This window comes from Mycobacterium sp. HM-7 (assembly GCF_053852335.1).
The window spans coordinates 3374642-3392106 of the sequence record NZ_CM132657.1; the positions used below are offsets into that span (position 1 = coordinate 3374642).

Annotated in this window: 19 protein-coding genes and 1 tRNA gene; 10 read left to right on the forward strand and 10 right to left on the reverse strand. The window is 66.4% G+C overall.

Annotation, left to right across the window (positions count from 1 at the left end):
* The first annotated feature begins 9 nt into the window (after positions 1–9).
* Entirely contained in the window at positions 10–684 is a 675-nt protein-coding gene (locus ACWW1C_RS16250; protein ID WP_455979345.1) for an MBL fold metallo-hydrolase, read from the forward strand.
* 1 nt (position 685) lies between these two features.
* On the opposite strand, the gene ACWW1C_RS16255 is transcribed toward ACWW1C_RS16250, so the two are convergent.
* From ACWW1C_RS16255 to ACWW1C_RS16265, 3 genes are all read right to left on the reverse strand, one after another.
* On the reverse strand, positions 686–1474 hold the full coding sequence (locus ACWW1C_RS16255) for a MarP family serine protease (protein WP_455979346.1): 789 nt from the start codon (positions 1472–1474) through the stop codon (positions 686–688).
* A gap of 76 nt (positions 1475–1550) precedes the next feature.
* Positions 1551–1994, reverse strand: a complete 444-nt coding sequence (locus ACWW1C_RS16260) for a universal stress protein (RefSeq protein WP_020103294.1) — start codon at positions 1992–1994, stop codon at positions 1551–1553.
* A 240-nt stretch (positions 1995–2234) separates the two neighbouring features.
* Positions 2235–3095, reverse strand: coding sequence for an acyl-CoA thioesterase (locus ACWW1C_RS16265; RefSeq protein WP_455984309.1), 861 nt, complete (start codon positions 3093–3095; stop codon positions 2235–2237).
* A gap of 432 nt (positions 3096–3527) precedes the next feature.
* Between ACWW1C_RS16265 and ACWW1C_RS16270 the strand changes: the two genes are divergently transcribed.
* The 5 genes from ACWW1C_RS16270 to ACWW1C_RS16290 all read left to right on the forward strand — a co-directional run bounded on the left by ACWW1C_RS16270 (position 3528) and on the right by ACWW1C_RS16290 (position 6418).
* Positions 3528–4394, forward strand: coding sequence for an ATP-grasp fold amidoligase family protein (locus ACWW1C_RS16270; protein ID WP_455979347.1), 867 nt, complete (start codon positions 3528–3530; stop codon positions 4392–4394).
* A 225-nt stretch (positions 4395–4619) separates the two neighbouring features.
* Positions 4620–4781, forward strand: a complete 162-nt coding sequence (locus ACWW1C_RS16275) for a hypothetical protein (protein ID WP_455979348.1) — start codon at positions 4620–4622, stop codon at positions 4779–4781.
* Positions 4782–4797: 16 nt separating this feature from the next.
* A complete protein-coding gene (locus tag ACWW1C_RS16280; RefSeq protein WP_455979349.1) occupies positions 4798–5277 on the forward strand; it encodes a hypothetical protein in 480 nt (159 codons plus the stop codon).
* Positions 5278–5332: 55 nt separating this feature from the next.
* Positions 5333–6037, forward strand: a complete 705-nt coding sequence (locus tag ACWW1C_RS16285; RefSeq protein WP_455979350.1) for a hypothetical protein — start codon at positions 5333–5335, stop codon at positions 6035–6037.
* An 87-nt stretch (positions 6038–6124) separates the two neighbouring features.
* A complete protein-coding gene (locus tag ACWW1C_RS16290; RefSeq protein ID WP_455979351.1) occupies positions 6125–6418 on the forward strand; it encodes a hypothetical protein in 294 nt (97 codons plus the stop codon).
* A gap of 85 nt (positions 6419–6503) precedes the next feature.
* Here the strand turns inward: ACWW1C_RS16290 and ACWW1C_RS16295 are convergent.
* Positions 6504–6574, reverse strand: a tRNA-Cys gene (locus tag ACWW1C_RS16295).
* Positions 6575–6634: 60 nt separating this feature from the next.
* On the reverse strand, positions 6635–7405 hold the full coding sequence (locus ACWW1C_RS16300) for a DUF899 domain-containing protein (protein WP_455979352.1): 771 nt from the start codon (positions 7403–7405) through the stop codon (positions 6635–6637).
* A gap of 89 nt (positions 7406–7494) precedes the next feature.
* On the opposite strand from ACWW1C_RS16300, the gene ACWW1C_RS16305 reads away from it, so the two are divergent.
* Together ACWW1C_RS16305 and ACWW1C_RS16310 are read left to right on the forward strand one after the other, a co-directional pair.
* A complete protein-coding gene (locus tag ACWW1C_RS16305) occupies positions 7495–8226 on the forward strand; it encodes an MgtC/SapB family protein (protein ID WP_455979353.1) in 732 nt (243 codons plus the stop codon).
* 68 nt (positions 8227–8294) lie between these two features.
* The gene (locus ACWW1C_RS16310; protein WP_455979354.1) at positions 8295–9272 is read left to right on the forward strand and encodes an acyl-ACP desaturase; all 978 of its coding nucleotides are present in this window, start codon (positions 8295–8297) and stop codon (positions 9270–9272) included.
* Between the two features lie 21 nt (positions 9273–9293).
* Here the strand turns inward: ACWW1C_RS16310 and ACWW1C_RS16315 are convergent, their stop codons facing one another.
* From ACWW1C_RS16315 to uvrB, 3 genes are read right to left on the reverse strand one after another with little or no spacing between them, the layout of a single operon-like run.
* Entirely contained in the window at positions 9294–10199 is a 906-nt protein-coding gene (locus tag ACWW1C_RS16315) for an alpha/beta hydrolase (protein ID WP_455979355.1), read from the reverse strand.
* A gap of 43 nt (positions 10200–10242) precedes the next feature.
* Positions 10243–11634, reverse strand: a complete 1392-nt coding sequence (locus ACWW1C_RS16320) for an MFS transporter (protein WP_455984310.1) — start codon at positions 11632–11634, stop codon at positions 10243–10245.
* Between the two features lie 54 nt (positions 11635–11688).
* Complete coding sequence (uvrB, locus tag ACWW1C_RS16325; RefSeq protein WP_455979356.1) at positions 11689–13848, reverse strand: excinuclease ABC subunit UvrB; 2160 nt, start codon at positions 13846–13848, stop codon at positions 11689–11691.
* Between the two features lie 68 nt (positions 13849–13916).
* Between uvrB and ACWW1C_RS16330 the strand changes: the two genes are divergently transcribed.
* Both ACWW1C_RS16330 and ACWW1C_RS16335 read left to right on the forward strand, forming a co-directional pair.
* On the forward strand, positions 13917–14423 hold the full coding sequence (locus ACWW1C_RS16330) for a DUF402 domain-containing protein (protein ID WP_455984311.1): 507 nt from the start codon (positions 13917–13919) through the stop codon (positions 14421–14423).
* A gap of 11 nt (positions 14424–14434) precedes the next feature.
* Positions 14435–15004: a hypothetical protein gene (locus ACWW1C_RS16335; RefSeq protein ID WP_455979357.1), complete on the forward strand. Its 570-nt coding sequence runs from the start codon at positions 14435–14437 to the stop codon at positions 15002–15004.
* Here the strand turns inward: ACWW1C_RS16335 and coaE are convergent.
* A complete protein-coding gene (gene coaE / locus ACWW1C_RS16340) occupies positions 15001–16176 on the reverse strand; it encodes a dephospho-CoA kinase (RefSeq protein WP_455979358.1) in 1176 nt (391 codons plus the stop codon). The genes ACWW1C_RS16335 and coaE overlap by 4 nt on opposite strands.
* A gap of 30 nt (positions 16177–16206) precedes the next feature.
* Entirely contained in the window at positions 16207–17397 is a 1191-nt protein-coding gene (locus ACWW1C_RS16345) for a hypothetical protein (RefSeq protein WP_455979359.1), read from the reverse strand.
* Between the last annotated feature and the right edge of the window lie 68 nt (positions 17398–17465).

A 17465-nucleotide genomic window follows, 5' to 3' on the forward strand; every position in this document is an offset into this window, starting at 1 on the left:
GGTGGCGGCATGACCGTCGTCAATGACACCTACACCGGCCACGTCGATGCGGGCACTGCGGCACGTCGCACCCTCCCCGCCGCGACGATCGTCAAGGCATCGGTCGGACCGATGGACAACAACGCATACCTCATCACTTGTTCCGCGACCGGAAAGACGCTGCTCATCGACGCCGCGAACGACGGACCGGCGCTCGTCGAGCTGATCAGGTCGCAGGCCCCGGACGTCGAACTCATCGTCACCAGCCACCAGCACTTCGACCACTGGCAAGCGCTCGCCGAAGTGGCCGAGGCCACAGGTGCGCCCACCGCGGCCCACGCCCTCGACGCCGAGCCACTGCCCGTCAAGCCCGACCGGATTCTCGCCGACGGCGACACCATCACCATCGGCGAGCTGACCTTCGACGTCATCCACCTGCAGGGGCACACCGAGGGTTCGGTGGCTCTGGCACTGCGCGGCGCCGACGGTGCGGTCACCCACCTGTTCACCGGCGACTGCCTGTTCCCCGGCGGCGTGGGCAAAACCTGGCAGGACGGCGACTTCGAGCGGTTGCTCGGCGACGTCACCCGCAAGGTCTTCGACGTCTACCCCGATTCGACGGTCATCTACCCCGGGCACGGCGACGACACCACGCTCGGCGCCGAACGGCCGCATCTCGAGGAATGGCGGGCGCGGGGCTGGTAACTCAGCCCACGCACTGAGCCGTCGGGACGGGCTGGGTGTTGCCGACCAGCGCCAGATGGGGTCCCACTTCCTTCGCGGTCAGCGCGAAACTGGTGTCGGGATCGTCCTGCGCTGCACCGAAGACCACACCACGCACCCGACCATCCAGGTCGACCACCGGCCCGCCCGAATTTCCTTGCTGCACAGCACCTCTGAGGGCATACACCTCGCGCGTCACCGTGCCGGCGCGGAAGATGTCCGGGCCCTGGAGCTTGATGACCTCGCGGACCCGGACGGGCTTGGCTTCGTACGGACCCCCATGAGGGAACCCGAGTGCGGCCGCGTCGGCACCGCTGACGGCAGGTGCCTCGGAGAACATCAACGGAGCCGTCGGCAGGTCCGGGACCGCGAGGATCGAGATGTCCATGTTCGGATCGAAGGACACCACCTGGCCGTTGTACTTCGCGCCGTCGACCTCGACCGACACTTCGTCGGTCCCGGCGACGCCGTGCGCTGTGGTCATGACCCGCTTGGGAGCGACCACAAACCCGGTGCCCTCCAACCGCTTTCGGCAACTGTGGGCGACTCCGTGGACGCGCACCACACTCGCCTGCGCCGCGGCCACCGCAGGATGCTGCGCCACGTTGGGGTCCGGCGGGGCGACGGCCGGGATGGTCGATTCGGTCTCGGACGACGCGGCAGACGTCGTCACCGGTGTCGCGGTCCGATTGTTCGCGCCGCAGCCGGCGACCAGCGTTGCAGCCAGTGACAGCGTCACGCAGGACGCACGGACGAGACTTCTTCGGGCCATGGCTGGAACTTTACGGGCACGAAAAAAACTGCGGCCCCCGGTGTACTACCGGGGGCCGCAGTGAAAAATCCGAATCTTACGAGGTGTGGACGATCAGCACGTCGACCTTGGCGCGGCGGGCCACGTTGGCCGGCACCGAGCCCAGCAGACGACCGGCGATGGTGCTCAAGCCGACGTTACCGACGACCAGCAGGTCCGCGTTGGAATTCTCCGCCAGATCGACGAGCGCGTCGACGGGAGCACCGACGATGGCCTTCTCTTCCACCTGGGTGGCACCGGCAGCCTCGGCGCGGTCGCGGGCCTCACGCAGGATCGCGTAGATCGGCGCGTCGCCGTGCACCTTGTAGCCCTCGTCCTTCAGGACGTCGGCCGCACGCTGATCATCGGCGTGCGGGAAATAGGCGGTTGCCACGACCAACTTCGCATTGGCCCCCGCGGCGATCTGGGCAGCGCGCTCCACGGCGCGCAGTGACGAATCCGATCCGTCCGTACCGACGACCACGGTCTGGTAGCCGCTCATCAATGGCCTCCCGTTATGCAGGTTTGTGTATCCGGCGTTCTGTCCGGCATCCCCGCAGACAGTAGCCGCTGAATCGTGGCCATTGGTGCGGTTTCACCACACAAGTTCGCCGGGGACACCGTGAAAAATGTGCTTTACCGGCACTGATGTTAGCGGCAGCCGCCGCAGCGGGCCTGCTAATGGTGACGAAACGGTCGCGTGTTTCGCCCGGTGAGCGGGACCGCTTCGAGCCCCCGATCGTTAGCCACGACCGAAATACAGCTCCTGTGTGGCCACGCACACCAGCTGCCCGGCGCGGTTGTACATCGTCCCGCTCGCCAGGCCGCGGCCGCCGATACCGCTCGGCGAGGTCTGGTCGGACAACACCCAATCACTCAGATCCACCGGCCGGTGGAACCACAGTGCGTGGTCGATGAGAGCGGAGAAAGTGTGGGCCGGCAACGCGCCGCGCGGGATCATCGCCGCCTCCAGCATGGTGGTGCCGGTCAGGTATGCGAGCAGCCCGGCGTGCAGGGCCGGGTCGTCGGGGATGGCGTCGGTCGGCCGCCACCACATCCGCAGATGCGCGTGTGGGTCCGATAAATCCTTGGCCAGCCGCGGGTGCGGATCGATGTACCGCAGCTCGAACGGTTGGTCACGCACCCAGAAACCGTCCGATTCGTCAGCGTAGTCCGCGAGGTGTTCTGCCATGGTCGGCACCGAAAGTGGTTCGGGCACATCGGGAATCACGTTCTGATAGTCGAGTGCGTCGACGGGAGCACTGAACGACGCCAACGCCTCCAGCAGGATCTCGCCGTCCTGACGGGCAGTGATGCGCCGGGTGGCGAGTGTGCCGCCGTCGCGCGCCGCATCGACCTGGATCTCGACCGGGTACCGGGAATCCCCTGCCCGCAGATAATAGACGTGCAGGCTGTGCGCGCTGCGGCCCGGCGCGGTCCGGCTCGCCGCCACCAGCACCTGGCCGGCGAGATGTCCGCCCGCGATGTGGTGGCTGGGGTTGTCGAGCTGGGTGGCCTTGAAGTGGTGGTCATCGGTCTGATCCACCAGCAGCGTGTTCACGAGATCGGACAAGGTCGGCGAACGGTACGTCACCTGAGGCATCTTGCCTGAGTCGTTGACGCACCCGTCGGCGCCCTCTGGGAGCTGTCCACAGGCGCACGCTGCTGGCCGATCTCGACACCCACCGTCGCCCGGCCGCGGCATCATGATGCCCATCCGGCACCGCACCCGCGCCCAAACCTCGCCCAGCGCAATGCCTGCGAACGTGCTCTCAACCAAGCCGATATCGACGCTCGAGAGGCCGCGCAGGAAGCCGCTGCGCGCCAACGCAAAGAACGGGAAGCTGCCTGCGCAGCCGAACAGCACCCAGCTATGGACACCGACATCCCGCCACCGGTCTGAGGCCACGTTTATACCCCTGAAAGAGCACGACTTTGAGGGGTATTCACGCGTGTTCAACGCCAGCTGGGCTCGGCGAACAGCGGACACCTGAATTACGGCAGCCGACGCCATCCGCTCATCTAGGCTGGCGCGATGCCATCGGGTGCTGCAGCGATGCAGAAGTTCAGCAGTCTGGTGGCACATGCGGTACCGCTGAGGTGGCGCAGGTTCCTGCTCTACACACGCCGACATCGGCGCCTGCCCGTGCTGACCGAACCAAAGCGCTTCAGCGACAAGGTCAATTGGCGCGTTCTGTATGACCGCCGCGAGCTGCTGAGCCCGACCTGCGACAAACTCGCCGTCAAGGACCTGGCCCGTCGCACGGCCGGCGACTCCGTTCGTATTCCCCGCACCCTGTGGTCGGGCACCGACCTGACGGAACTCGCCTCCGTCGAACTGCCCGATCAGTGGATTCTCAAACCCACGCACTGGTACGGGAAGATGCTCGCCGGCAAGGGAATTCCCGATATCGGGTGGCTGACCGCCCGCACCGACGGCTGGTTGTTCAACGAGAACTGGCACGTCATGGGCGAATGGGCCTATAGCCGCGCTACCGCTACGTTTCTCGTCGAGGAACGGATCGGCAACGGCGAAGGTTTCCCGACCGACTACAAGATCTACGTATTCGACGGCGTCGCACGCTATGTGCTGCATGTCGATGAGCAAGCCGCCGACCCGCGTCCCACGTACTACGACCGGACGTGGACCAGGGTGGCCACCCGGCCGGGATCCGAAGAGGCACCGCCCGTCCCGCCGCCACCCCAACTGCCCGAAATGCTGGCTGCTGCCGAACGAATCGGCGCGGGTTTCGACTTCCTTCGCGTCGACCTCTACAACGTCGACGGCGAGGTGTGGTTCGGCGAGACGGCCGCCTACCCGGTCAGCGGTCTGGCGCAGTACTCACCGGCGACATTCGACCTGGAGCTCGGGCGCTGGTGGCAGCTACCCGAGCTCCAGTAGTGGAGCGAGTGACGGGATTCGAACCCGTGTGAACGGCTTTGCAGGATGATTACGCACTCCCCCGCGCAAACGTCTTGGCTGCCAGCGGTTACCGGGCTTTTCAGGGTTAGCCCTGATAGGCCCGGTGAGATGCCGACTGTCAGTACGGTGATCTGCGCACTCGTCGCCGGTAGCAACCGCAGGATTTGCGGACCGTATGCGGACCGCAGCCCATAGGCTTGTTCCATGCGCAACCTCGCCGCGATTGATGCCGAACTGAGGTTGATTGCCGCTGTGCGCGAGGTGTGCGCGGAGCACGGCGCAGTGCCGTCTACCGAACTACTGGACGCGCTGCTAGACGAGCGCAACGCCTGCTGGGAAGATGCTGTGCGCCAAGCACAGGCGTGAAGGGGGAGGAATCGCGATGAACTATGCAGCCGACAACAACGATGGCTTTGGCGCTGCCCTAGCCGCCTTCAGTTGGCTTTGGCTCTTCTTTTGGCTGTTCGTATGGTTTATCTGCGCGATTGTCGCCGGTGCTATCGCCGAAGAACGCGGGCGCAGCGGCATCGGTTTCGCAGCCGCGACGTTTTTCTTCCTGGGGCCGCTCGGGGTCGGTGTAGCGCTGCTGGCGACACGCGGTGAGTTGGACCGCTTACCGCCTGCCCAGGCCAAGCGCAAGGTCGCGGAGGGACGGCGGCGCTTTATCTGCCTGCGTTGCGGTGCCGAAACCGACATTCGAGACGCGGACACTTCGTTTACGTGCTGGCGTTGCGATGAGTCCTGCACCGTGACGCCCAAGGCAGGGGCGAAGGTCGCACCGAAGCCAGCGCCCAAATCTGCACCGACCCCCGCGCAGGCACCGACCGGCAAGGCGGGCCGCGCTAAGGTGTCTGACGCCTGACCACTGCACGGCGCGGCGTGCTTGTCTTGGCAACGCCCGCTGGGACGATGGCCGGGTGGATTGTTGGGACTACTACTGCTATTACCCGTGGCCGATTGAGGTCACTGTGCAACCCAACGGCGCAAGCCTATGGGCGTGGCTCGGGCCTCTCTTGCTGTTCTGTGCATCGCTTGTCGCGTCGGGTGTGGCATATCTCGGCATTCGCAAGAGCAACGCAACGAATGAGGCCGCGATCACCGCTGCCGACAACCGCGAGATGGCGAAATGGCGGCGAGAGACGTTGCTGAAGCTTGCATCCGAGGCGAACGTTGCCGCAGTCGAATTCTCGATAGCTATGCGAAATGCGCGAGATAGGAAGTCCGACGAGACAGTCGATCCCGATGACATGGATACCCTGCGTAACGCGATCAAGCTCCTGCGAGACCTCGCCGACCACCTACTACTTGTTGGGGCGACTCAGCTGAGCAAGCTCAGCGGAGAAGTATTCGAGGCGTCGAAGACTGTGTTAGAAACCTACGTCGTGCTCAGTCGGGCGAAAGCCCAGATGGCCAAACAAATGTCAGCAGACGTTGACGAACTCAGCGAGCTCGGCGCAAACACACCAGAAGAGATCGAAGATCATGAGAAGGCGGTTCACGCAGAGTTAATCGCGGGTCCTCTGACGACCTTCGACGCTGCGACAGAGGCGCTTGCGACCGCTCGGCGTGCGTTTGTTGAAGAGGCGCAGCGGCAGCTAAACCCAGCAGTCAAAACCCCATAGGCCCCAACAGCACCACCGGTCACACGGCGACACGCGGGCGCGCTTGAGAGGCGCAAGAGTGTCGGTGGCCGCTGGGAGAATGGGCGCGTGACCGCAGATGACCCGCCGCCCCAGCCGACCTGGCAGGGCGTATGGAGCTTTGGCGGTGACCTCCAAATCAGGGACCTTAGCTTTGCCATCGGCGACGACGGGACTTTCACGCCGTCTACACCAACGGTGCGGGTTCGTACCGACCTCTGGCCTTTCTGGCTGCACGACGCGGTAGACGCGGCGGACGCCGCCTGTCGCGCAGCCGAGCGCATCGGGCCACTCATTGCGCGGCTCGCAGCAGCGGCCTCAGCGTCATCGGCGGCGAACAACGTCCTTCCGTTCAAGCGGTAGACCCGCGCTGAACTTGCGGACCTGCGGCGGACCTCCGCGCTGCACGAAGGCCCATACACAGAGCCAAAATGGGCTCTGATCAGCGAGCGAGTGACGGGATTCGAACCCGTGTGAACGGCTTTGCAGGCCGGTGCCTAGCCACTCAGCCACACCCGCACTGATGACCACAGTGCCAGCCGAGCCGGCAGGCGCCCAGAGTTGCGATCGCGGTGATTGCTACCCCTCGCAGCAGTCCCCGACCGGCCTGCCCACCGCGGGACCACCTTGCGGCCAGCCGGCCGGCGAGTCCTCCCACGGTTCCTGACGGCCGTACGGCGTCAGATCCAGGAACGGGTAACCCACCGCCGAGTGGTCGAGCCCACGGGCATACGCCGAATACGTGTGGAACACCTCGTCGCCCTGGCGCAGGAAAACGCTTGCGCCGGGCCAGTCTCCGCGCAGGTCGTCGTCGGTCCAGCCGTCGGCGTGTAATTCCTCGAGCGACTTGTAGTTGTATTCGATCGGCGCTCGCGCCGGGTCGAGCGTCACATGGAAGTCGTAGGTGAAGTCGCCATCGCGCGACGAGTACCACGGGAACGTCCAGCCGTGCTGGTCGCGGTACCGGGCAATGCTCTCGTACGGCGCCCGGGACACGCACGCGAACGTGACGCCCTTGCCGTGCAACAGCTCTCGATCACCTTCGGTGAACGTCAGGTCAGCTGCGGCAGTACAACTCGGGCAGCCGGCGTCGATCGCGTCGATCCACATGAAGTGGTGGATGTAGAGCTGATTGCGGCCGTCGAACATGTCCAGCAGACGGACGGGACCGTCCGGGCCGTCGAAGACGTAGTCCTTCTCGATCTTCACCATCGGGAGCCGACGGCGTTCGGCGTTGACCGCGTCGCGGAGATGCGTCGCCTCCCGTTCCCGGGCCAGCAGCTTCGTACGAGCCCCGCGCCATTCCTCCCGTGTGACGACATCGGGATACGCAGTTGGTTGCGTGGACATGGGCATCACTCCTCGTCAGAAAATCGGCCTATACAAAGACAGACTTCGACTGCCGCCAAAAGTCATCGGCGCGCGTTAGTTTGTCCCTCATGGAATGGCTGGCAGATCCCGCCTTTTTCGGCGGGCCCGGGCAGGGCTCGCGGCAGGTCATCGAACTCGTCGTCGCGTTCGGCCTGACCGCGCTCATCGGGCTGGAACGCGAAATCCAGGGCAAGAGTGCCGGTTTGCGCACGCAGACCATCGTCGGAACCGCGGCGGCACTGATCATGCTGGTCAGCAAGTACGGCTTCGGCGATGTGCTGACCCCCGGCCTGGTGGTCGTCGACCCGTCGCGGGTCGCGGCCCAGATCGTCTCGGGCATCGGATTCCTCGGCGCGGGCATCATCATCGTGCGCCGGGGTTCGGTGCACGGGCTGACCACTGCGGCCTCAGTGTGGGAATCAGCGGCGATCGGCATGGCCGCCGGGGCCGGACTGCTCCTGCTGGCCACCGTGATGACCGCGATGCACCTGCTGATCATCATCGGGTTCATGCCGCTGGCCCGTCGGCTGGCTTCGCGACTGGGCGGGTCCGTGCGACTGCACATCACCTACGCCGACGATCGAGGCGTCCTACGGGATGTGTTGCAGGCGTGTGGCCGGCGCGACTGGCAGATCACCGACCTCGAGACCGACCCTCCCGGGGAGCCGCTCGAAGCACCACCTGGTCACGTCGGCGTTCAGGTGACGCTCGCCGGTACCGGAGTCCTGCGTGCGGCGAACCTCCTCGCTCAGGTCGAGGGCGTCACCGGGGTCAGACAACTCGAAGAAGACCCCGACTGACGGGCGGTGTGACGCAGTCGTAAGTTCCCGTTCCTGTACGTTCCCCAAGACACGGGATGGGACGGACAATGCGCGACCTGACAAATGCTGAATATCTAGCCGAGCTGGAGCCAGCAGCCGCCGACGCGCTCAACCAGCATCTGTCGAGATCCGTTCTCTGGTATCCGCATGACTATGTGCCCTGGGGTAACGGCAAGAACTTCGTGGCGACAGGCGGCCACGAGTGGGACCCGGAACAGTCTCAGCTGAGTGAACTCGCCAAAGCCGCGATGATCACCAACCTGCTCACCGAGGACAACCTGCCGTCCTACCACCGCGAGGCCATGACCCATTTGTCGCTCGACAGCGCGTGGGGCACGTGGGTCAACCGCTGGACCGCAGAAGAGAACCGGCACGGCATCGCCCTGCGCGACTATCTGGTGGTGAACCGCGGGGTGGACCCGGTGGCGCTGGAGCAGGCCCGAATGGAGCACGTAACCAACGGGTTTGAGCCGACCGCCGACGAGGAGGACGCCATCGGCGCCGGGGTGCTGATGGCCATCGTGTATCCGACGTTCCAGGAACTGGCCACTCGAGTCAGCCATCGCAACACCGGCAAGGTGTGCCACGACCCGGTGGCCGACCGCCTGCTGCAACGGGTGGCGGCCGACGAGAACCTACACATGATCTTCTACCGCCAGATGAGTGCAGCCGCACTCGATCTGGCGCCGGACCAGACCCTGCACTCGATCGCCTCGGTGATCGAAAAGTTCCGGATGCCCGGCACCGGCATGCCGAACTTCCGCCGCTATGGCGTCCTGATGGCCAAGCACGGCATTTACGATCTGCGCCAGCACCTGGAGGAAGTCGTCCTACCGCCGCTGCGTCAGTGGAAGATCTTCGATCGAACCGATTTCACCGCCCGCGGCGAGAAGCGCCGCGAAGAACTGGCCGCCTATCTGGAGACGATGGAGAAGCAAGCCGGCAGGTTCGAGGAACAACGCGACCGGCTGCTGGCGCGGGAGGCCGCTCGCCACGAAGAGCGTCAACCCGCGGCAGTCGGCTAGGCGCCCACGAGTCGGCTCCGGTCAATCCGAGAGCGCCCGGCTGACGTGTCCGGCGATCATCTCGTAGACACCGCGCGTGACGTCGGTCGCGTCGCTCATGATGTTGTAGCCATGATCGACGTCGGGCACCTCGTAGTACTCGGCCAAAGCACCGACGGCGTCGAGCTTTTGCGCATAGCGCCATGCCTCATCCCGCAGCCTGTCGTACTCCGCGGTGACGACCAGCGCGGGCGCGATCCCGTCGATGCCGTCGGCGTTGCTGCCCCACGCCGGTGAGGCGAGCCGATCCGTACGCTGCGCGGGGTCCGGAATGTAGGCCGTGTCGAACACCTCGCTCATCCACGGTCGCATCACGGCCTTGGCTCCCAGTGGAGACTTCTTGTCCTTGCTCGCCGTCACCAAATCCAGTGGCGCATAGTGCAACATCTGCAACCTGAGGTCGGGGCCACCCTGTTCCAGCACCAGCCGCGCCGCGGCCGCGGACAGACTGCCGCCCGCGCTCTGCCCACCCACACAGAGCTTGCTGCCGTCCCATTGGCGTTCGGCGGCGGCGGCCCAGACGAGAACGTCGTACACCTGCTCGACCGGCGCCGGAAACCGATACCGCGGAGCCAGCACGTAATCGGTGTTGACCACAACGACATTCGCGTGCGCAGCGAGGTAGCGGCACCATGGATCGTCCTGCTCGCGGTGGCCGACGACGAAGCCACCGCCGTGGACGTTGACGTACACGCCAGGTGCGACGCCACTCGGTTGCGGCCAGTACACCGTCGCCGCGGTATCCCCGTGGCGGGTCGGAATCACCACCGTCGTTGTGTTCCCTGGGATCTGCGGAAAGCGAACGCCAGGCTTCGGCGCCGGATTGATGGTGGACGAGAACAGGCGCGCAACGGCATCTGCCACAACCGGTTTGGCGAGGATCGACACAATGCGACTGTACCGACGCCGGTGCCGACGTCCCACCACCCGACTAAGCCACTCCCCTGCTCGCCCGGAACGACGCCACACAACCCAGTACCGCCAACCCGGCGAAAACCGCGAACAGCCAGCTCGCCCCGACGGCGTCGGGCCGATCAACCGTGTTGACGACGATGCCGGCCAGCCCGGCCCCGAACGCCCCGCTGATCAACTGGACGGTGTTGATCGCCGCGGCGGCCACCGTGCCCTGCGCCGGATCGTCGACCCGGCCCATTGCCCACACCGACAGGTGCGGCCACGCCATCCCGACGCCGACTCCGGTCACCAACAGGCACAACGCCCAGACCGCCACCACGGCCGGTGATGCGCCATCGACCTGGCTGAGCGCCGCGGCGCCAAGGCCGACACCCATCACCAACGGCGCCACCGCCACGATGCGCGCCGCCCGCGCAGGCCTGGTGACCGACGCACTGACGATCTCGCTGACCGTCCAGCCGGCGCTCAGCGCAACGGCCAGAAAGCCCGCCGTCAACGGCACCAGGCCGGCCAGGCGCTGGCCGTACAGCGGCACGTACATGTCGGCCATGGTGGCCGCCATCAACACGCCGAGGGTCACATAGATCCATCTGAATGGGCCCGGGCCGTAGGCGGTCTGCGGCAGCACGCTCACCGGCATCCGCCGGTCCACGATGATGAACACGCCGACCAGCGCCACCCCCGCGGACAGCAGCACCACCATCAGTGGCACGCTCCGCTGGATGCCGGCGACGCTGATCGCCATCGCCGCCGATCCGAGAATCACCAACGACCACAACGGAATCCGCAGCGGCTCGCGCTCCCGGTCCCCGGACCTGCCCGGCAGACTCAACGGCACCAGGACCATGACCGCCACAGTCAGGAGCGCCAGCGCGCCGAACGCCCAGCGCCACACGCCCAACTGCGCGAACAATCCCCCGGACGAGGGGCCAAGCAGCGTCCCGACCCCCCACATCGCCGACACCAGTGCTGACGCCTTGGGCCAAAGCGCTTGCGGCAGAGCCGTGTTGATCACCGCATAGCCCAGCCCGGCCAGCGTGCCGCCCGCGGCGCCCTGCACCACGCGCCCGGCCAGCATCACCTCCATGGTCGGCGCCAGGGCACACAAGACACTGCCGAGCGCAAAAACGCTGAACCCCAGCAGATATGCCCGCCGCGGACCGAAGCGCGCCACCATGCCGCTGACCGTCGTCGCCGCCATCACCGACGCCACCAGGTACACCGTGGTGACCCACGCATAAAGCCGTCCACCGCCAATGTCGCTCACCGCGCTGGGCAGCAGGCTGATGGTCAGGAACTCGTTGGTCGCGTACAGCGCGACGCCACCGGCCAACACGGTCGACGCACCCAGATACTTGGGACCGAGCAGTTCCCGCCAGCTGCCGGTGGTCACGGTTTCGGCGCGCATCTGGGTCACGTCGGCGACGGTAGGGGCTCAACCGTGGTTGAGGTCAAGGTGCGCTCATTTCAGCCCGGCCGCATCCATTCCGCGCAGTTCCTTCTTCAGGTCGGCCACCTCGTCGCGGATGCGGGCCGCCAGTTCGAACTGCAGATCCCGCGCCGCGTTCATCATCTGGGCGGTGAGGTCCTTGATGAGGTCCGCCAGCTCGGCACGCGGCATGTTCGCGGTGTCGCGGCCTTCCACGATGCCGGCGCTGACCGCCCGGCCCGGCTCGCCCTGGGCCCGGCGACCACGGGAGGCGTTCCGGCCCGAACCGCCGATCTCGACGGTTTCGGTGTCCTCCGCCTCGCGATAGACCTGATCGAGGATGTCGGCGATCTTCTTCCGCAGTGGCTGCGGGTCGATGCCGTTCTCCTCGTTGTAGGCGACCTGCTTGGCGCGGCGACGCTCGGTCTCCTCGATGGCCGCCTGCATGGAGTCGGTGATCTTGTCGGCGTACATATGCACCTCGCCGGACACGTTGCGCGCCGCGCGGCCGATGGTCTGGATGAGACTTCGCGTGGAGCGCAGAAAGCCTTCCTTGTCGGCGTCGAGAATCGCGACCAGAGACACCTCGGGCAGGTCCAGGCCCTCGCGAAGCAGGTTGATGCCGACCAGGACGTCGTAGTCGCCGAGCCGCAGCTGGCGCAGCAGCTCCACGCGGCGCAGGGTGTCGACCTCGGAGTGCAGATACCGCACTCGGATACCGGTCTCCAGCAGATAGTCGGTGAGGTCCTCGGCCATCTTCTTGGTCAGGGTGGTGACCAAGACGCGCTCGTCGCGCTCGGTGCGCTTGCGGATTTCCCCGATGAGGTCGTCGATCTGCCCCTTGGTCGGTTTGACGACGATCTGGGGGTCGACCAGGCCCGTCGGCCGGATGACCTGTTCGACGAACTCGCCGCCGGACTGTGCCATCTCGTAGGACCCGGGCGTCGCCGACAGGTAGACCGTCTGGCCGATGCGGTCGGCGAACTCCTCCCAGGTCAGCGGCCGGTTGTCGACCGCCGACGGCAACCGGAAGCCGAAGTCGACCAGGTTGCGCTTGCGGGACATGTCGCCTTCGTACATGGCGCCGATCTGCGGCACCGTGACGTGCGATTCGTCGATGACGAGCAGGAAATCCTCGGGGAAGTAGTCCAGCAGCGTGGCCGGAGCTGAACCGGCGGCGCGGCCGTCGATGTGCCGCGAGTAGTTCTCGATGCCCGAGCAGAACCCGACCTGCTTCATCATCTCGACGTCGTAGTTGGTGCGCATCCGCAGCCGCTGCGCCTCCAGCAGCTTGCCCTGGCCTTCCAGCTGGGCGAGCCGCTCCTCCAACTCCTGCTCGATGGTCGAGATCGCCATGGCCATACGCTCCGGGCCGGCCACATAGTGGGTGGCCGGGAAGATACGCAGCGAGTCGACCTTGCGCACCACGTCGCCGGTCAGCGGGTGCAGGTAGTACAGCGCCTCGACCTCGTCGCCGAAGAACTCGATGCGCACCGCCAGTTCCTCGTAGGACGGGATGATCTCGACGGTGTCGCCGCGCACCCGGAACGTGCCGCGGGTGAACGCCACGTCGTTGCGGTTGTACTGGATGTCGACGAGCAGGCGCAGCAGCCCGTCGCGCGGCACGTCGTCGCCGACCTTCAGTTCGACGGAGCGGTCCATGTACGACTGCGGGGTACCCAGGCCGTAGATGCACGACACCGACGCCACCACGACGACATCGCGGCGTGACAGCAGGCTGGACGTCGCCGAGTGCCGGAGCCGCTCGACGTCGTCGTTGATCGAGCTGTCCTTCTCGATGTAGGTGTCCGTCTGCGCGATGTACGCCTCCGGCTGGTAGTAGTCGTAGTACGAGACGAAGTACTCGACGGCGTTGTGCGGCAGCATCTCCCGCAGCTCGTTGGCCAGCTGCGCGGCCAGGGTCTTGTTGGGTGCCATGACCAGCGTCGGGCGCTGCAGCCGCTCGATGAGCCAGGCGGTGGTCGCGGACTTGCCGGTACCGGTGGCCCCGAGCAGCACGACGTCGCGCTCCCCCGCCGTGATGCGGCGCTCGAGTTCGTCGATGGCGGCCGGCTGGTCACCCGCCGGGTCGTACGGGCTGACCACTTCGAACTTGCCGCCGGCGCGCACCATGGCGTCGATCGGCCGGTATTCCGAGTGCGCGAGGACGGGGTATTCGGTCGCGAAGGCCATGAGTACCAGGGTAGAGGCGGGCACCGACAGGCGCTGCCGACCGCACGTCGAGCGCGTACGCTGACGCCATCCACCCACCGAAGCACGAGACGTTCGACCTGGCCGCCCGCACGAACACTGACCCCAAGGGCATCGTGCGGGCCGTCGATGTGTACCGAGTCGAGCCGTGGGGCCTCTACATGGCGCGTCCCACCCCCGGCCGCCCGCAATTCCACTACCTGGAGTCGTGGCTGCTGCCGACCATCGGTCTGCGGGCCAGCATCTTCCATTTCAATCCGGGGCACGAGCGTGACCAGGATTTCTACCTCGATGTCGGCCGGTTCACCACCGGCGAGCGGTCCTGGACGTCCGAGGACCACTATCTGGATCTGGTCGTCCGGTCGGGCAAGAGTGTCGAACTGGAGGATGTCGACGAACTGCTCGACGCGGTACGCCACCACCTGCTGAGCACCGACGACGGCAAGCGCGCCATCACGAGAGCAACGGCCGCCATCGAGGGCCTGGCCCAGCACAACTACCAGCTGGGCAATTGGCTAGCCAGTCTCGGTATGTCACTGACCTGGCGCGACAGGTAATGTCAACAACTATGACATCGATCAGGCGCGGACACCTGGCCGCGGCATCGCTGGCGTGCGTCACCGCTGTGGCCACGAGCACCTCCCTGTTGTTCGCCGCGACGGCGGCTGCCGATCCGGCACCCCCCGCCCCGCCGGCACCGACAGTTCCGGCCGGCGACAACGCACCGCCGAGCCCCGGACCGCACAACGTCACCTACCGGGCCCGGATCGACGGCGTCTCCCGCGGGACACTCGTCACCTATCGGCTCACCGATACCCAGCTCAATTCGGCGACGCCGTCGTTGCTGCCCGGCGAGCCGTTCGAAGCCTCGGCGGTGCTCAACAACTCGGCCAATGCCGGCATGCAGGTGTCGATCCAGTGGCCGTACTCGGCGAGCCTGCACTGCGAGATCCTGGTCGACGACGAGATCGTCGCCCAGGCCGACCAGTTCGTCGCCCCACGACTGACGCCGCAGCGTCAGGACCCCGGGTACGGCGTGCTCAGCTGCGGTTCGGTGACCGACTTCGATCCCAGCCAGCAGTACAGCGCCGAGGTGCCGGGCACGCCGGCAACCCCGGCTCCGGCACCCACCGCCTAAGGGCGCCAACCGGTTTCGTCGGCCCAGGCCCAGGCCCGCCGGTACGCACCAGCGAGCCAGGGCTCCTTGGCGTCGGCGTACTCGCCGCTGGTGGCCGGCGCGGCCGCCATCGCATCGTGTTTGAGCGCCAGATACTCGACGCGCTCGTCCGGGTTGGCGGCAAGCCACGCCGGGAACAGCAACGCGAACTGCTGGCCGGGCCAGCCGTCGACTCGGATGTGCACGTTGGTCGGCCGACCCGGATCGGCCGAGGCGTGAAACCGCTTCTGCCACAGCGCCTTGTCGTCGGTGTGGGCCACGTCTTCGGTGATGTCCGTCCGCGGATAGCCGGCGGCCAGGAGCAGGTCGGTGAGCTCGTCGGCCACCTCCAGCGACGGCACGGTCACCTGGATGTCGATGACGTCCTTGGCGTCCAGACCCGGAACCGCCGTCGACCCGATATGGTCGACCCGCACCGCGCGGTGCCCGCACGTGGTGCGCAGCCGGGCCACGATCCGGCGGGCCTGCTCGGGCCACGTCTCGTCGTAAGACACCACCGCCGGCGCGACGGAGGCCGGTACGCCGGCCTGCACGTTGCGCGCGAACGGGACGATCCGCTGCTCCCACAGCTCCCGGGCCTTGGCCGCCAGTTCGTCGGGGCTGCCGTGGTTGTCCAGCCAGACATCGGCAACGGCCTGACGCTGTTCGATGGTCGCCTGCGCCGCGATCCGGGCGCGGGCGTCCTCCTCCGAGAAGCCGCGGTGCTCGATCAGCCGCGCGACGCGCACATCCTCGTCGGCGTGGACCATGACGACCAAGGGGAACAACGGCGCCATCTGGGACTCGACCAGGAGCGGGATATCCTCCACCACAACAGCACCCACCGGCGCGGCGTCGATGAGCTCGGCCCGGCGCTTGCCGACCAGCGGGTGCACGATGCCGTTCAGGGTCTGCCGCTTCTGCTCGTCGCTGAACGCCACCGCGGCCAGCGCCGGCCGGTTCAACGAACCGTCCGGCAGCAGGATGTCCTTCCCGAAGGCTTCCACCAGGGCGGCCAGCCCCTCGGTACCGGGCTCCACCACCTCACGGGCGATGACGTCACCGTCGACGATGATGCCGCCGGCGGTCGCGAAGGTCGATGACACAGTGGATTTTCCGGCGCCGATGCCGCCGCTCAGTCCGATACGAAGCACGGCTTCAGTGTGTCAGGTGCCCGACCCACCTCAGCCGCGGACTCCGGTCATCTCGATCACCGGCCGCGCCAACGTGGTTTCGGCGACAGCCGCACCGCCCGCCAGGTCGACAGCCACCAGCCGGCGGGCGTGCGGATCGCTGACGTATGCGATGCCATCTTGCACATGCAGATTCGGCATCGGCTCATGCCAGTCGTCCGGCTCACGCCATGGTGCGATGACGCCGATGTGCGCAATACGTCGGGCGGTCTGCGCATCGAATATGTGCAGCGCGCCGTCGGTGGCCAGGATGATCGCCTCACCACGCGGCCCGCGGTCCAGCGAGCGGAAGCTGTAGCCGGCATCGAGCGGTACCACCGTGATCCGGCCGGTCTGCGTGTCGGTGAGGGTAAATCGTTGGGGGCGTTCGAGTTTTGCGCCGGCTTCGGTCTTGTAGTCGCCGAGCACAACCGCCGACTCCGCGCTGCCCGCCTGATTGCCGATGCGCCCGTACCGATCGGCACTTGCAGATTTTTCAATGGTGTTGCCGCGGACGATGAGAATGCCGTTCTGACAGCCGAACGTCAGGACGCCGTCGGCGGCCGCGGCCTCGCCATGCAGACCCGGGCACTCGTCATTGATCGCGATCGGCTTGCCCCCGGCATCGCGGATCTCCAGACCGGACCTCGAGTGCTCGTCGCCGCGGCTCACGACCACGGACCCGTCAGCGCGCGCGACGGCAACGCCATGATGGGCGGGAACGGCGAAATGCGAAGCTACGTCGGCTTTTCCGGCGGCCAGTGAGTGCGGGTCGACGATGTCCACCGCGCCGCTGCCGTCGAAGAACAGGGTGAGCTTGTCGGCATGAGCCACCGCATGGCCGGGCTCGGTGCCACTGAATCGTATACCGGTCGACCGTGGGGTGGCGGTGTAGTGATGCCCATGATCGCCGTGGTCGTCAGTCCAGGTGCCGAGGTCGAGAACAGCGAAGCCGCCAGATTGCGACACCAGTACATGTCGTCCGTCTGCGGCGGAATTGAGCCGCAGGAAGCCCTCGAGCGGTATGTCACCGGCCTGTTCGAGTGTCTTGGCATCGAGTACCAACACCCCGCCGTCATAACTCAGGGCCAGCCGCGGGGTGCGCGCGGACTGTTCCACCGGAGCGGCGCTGGGGCTCTGTGAGCACCCGGCCACGAGCGTCGTCGCCAACAGTGCGGCCAGGAATCCATTGCGGTTGAGCACGCCGCACAGCCAAGCGCTTAATGAAAATTATTGTCAAATAGATACATACGCACGTGTCAACCAAAAGA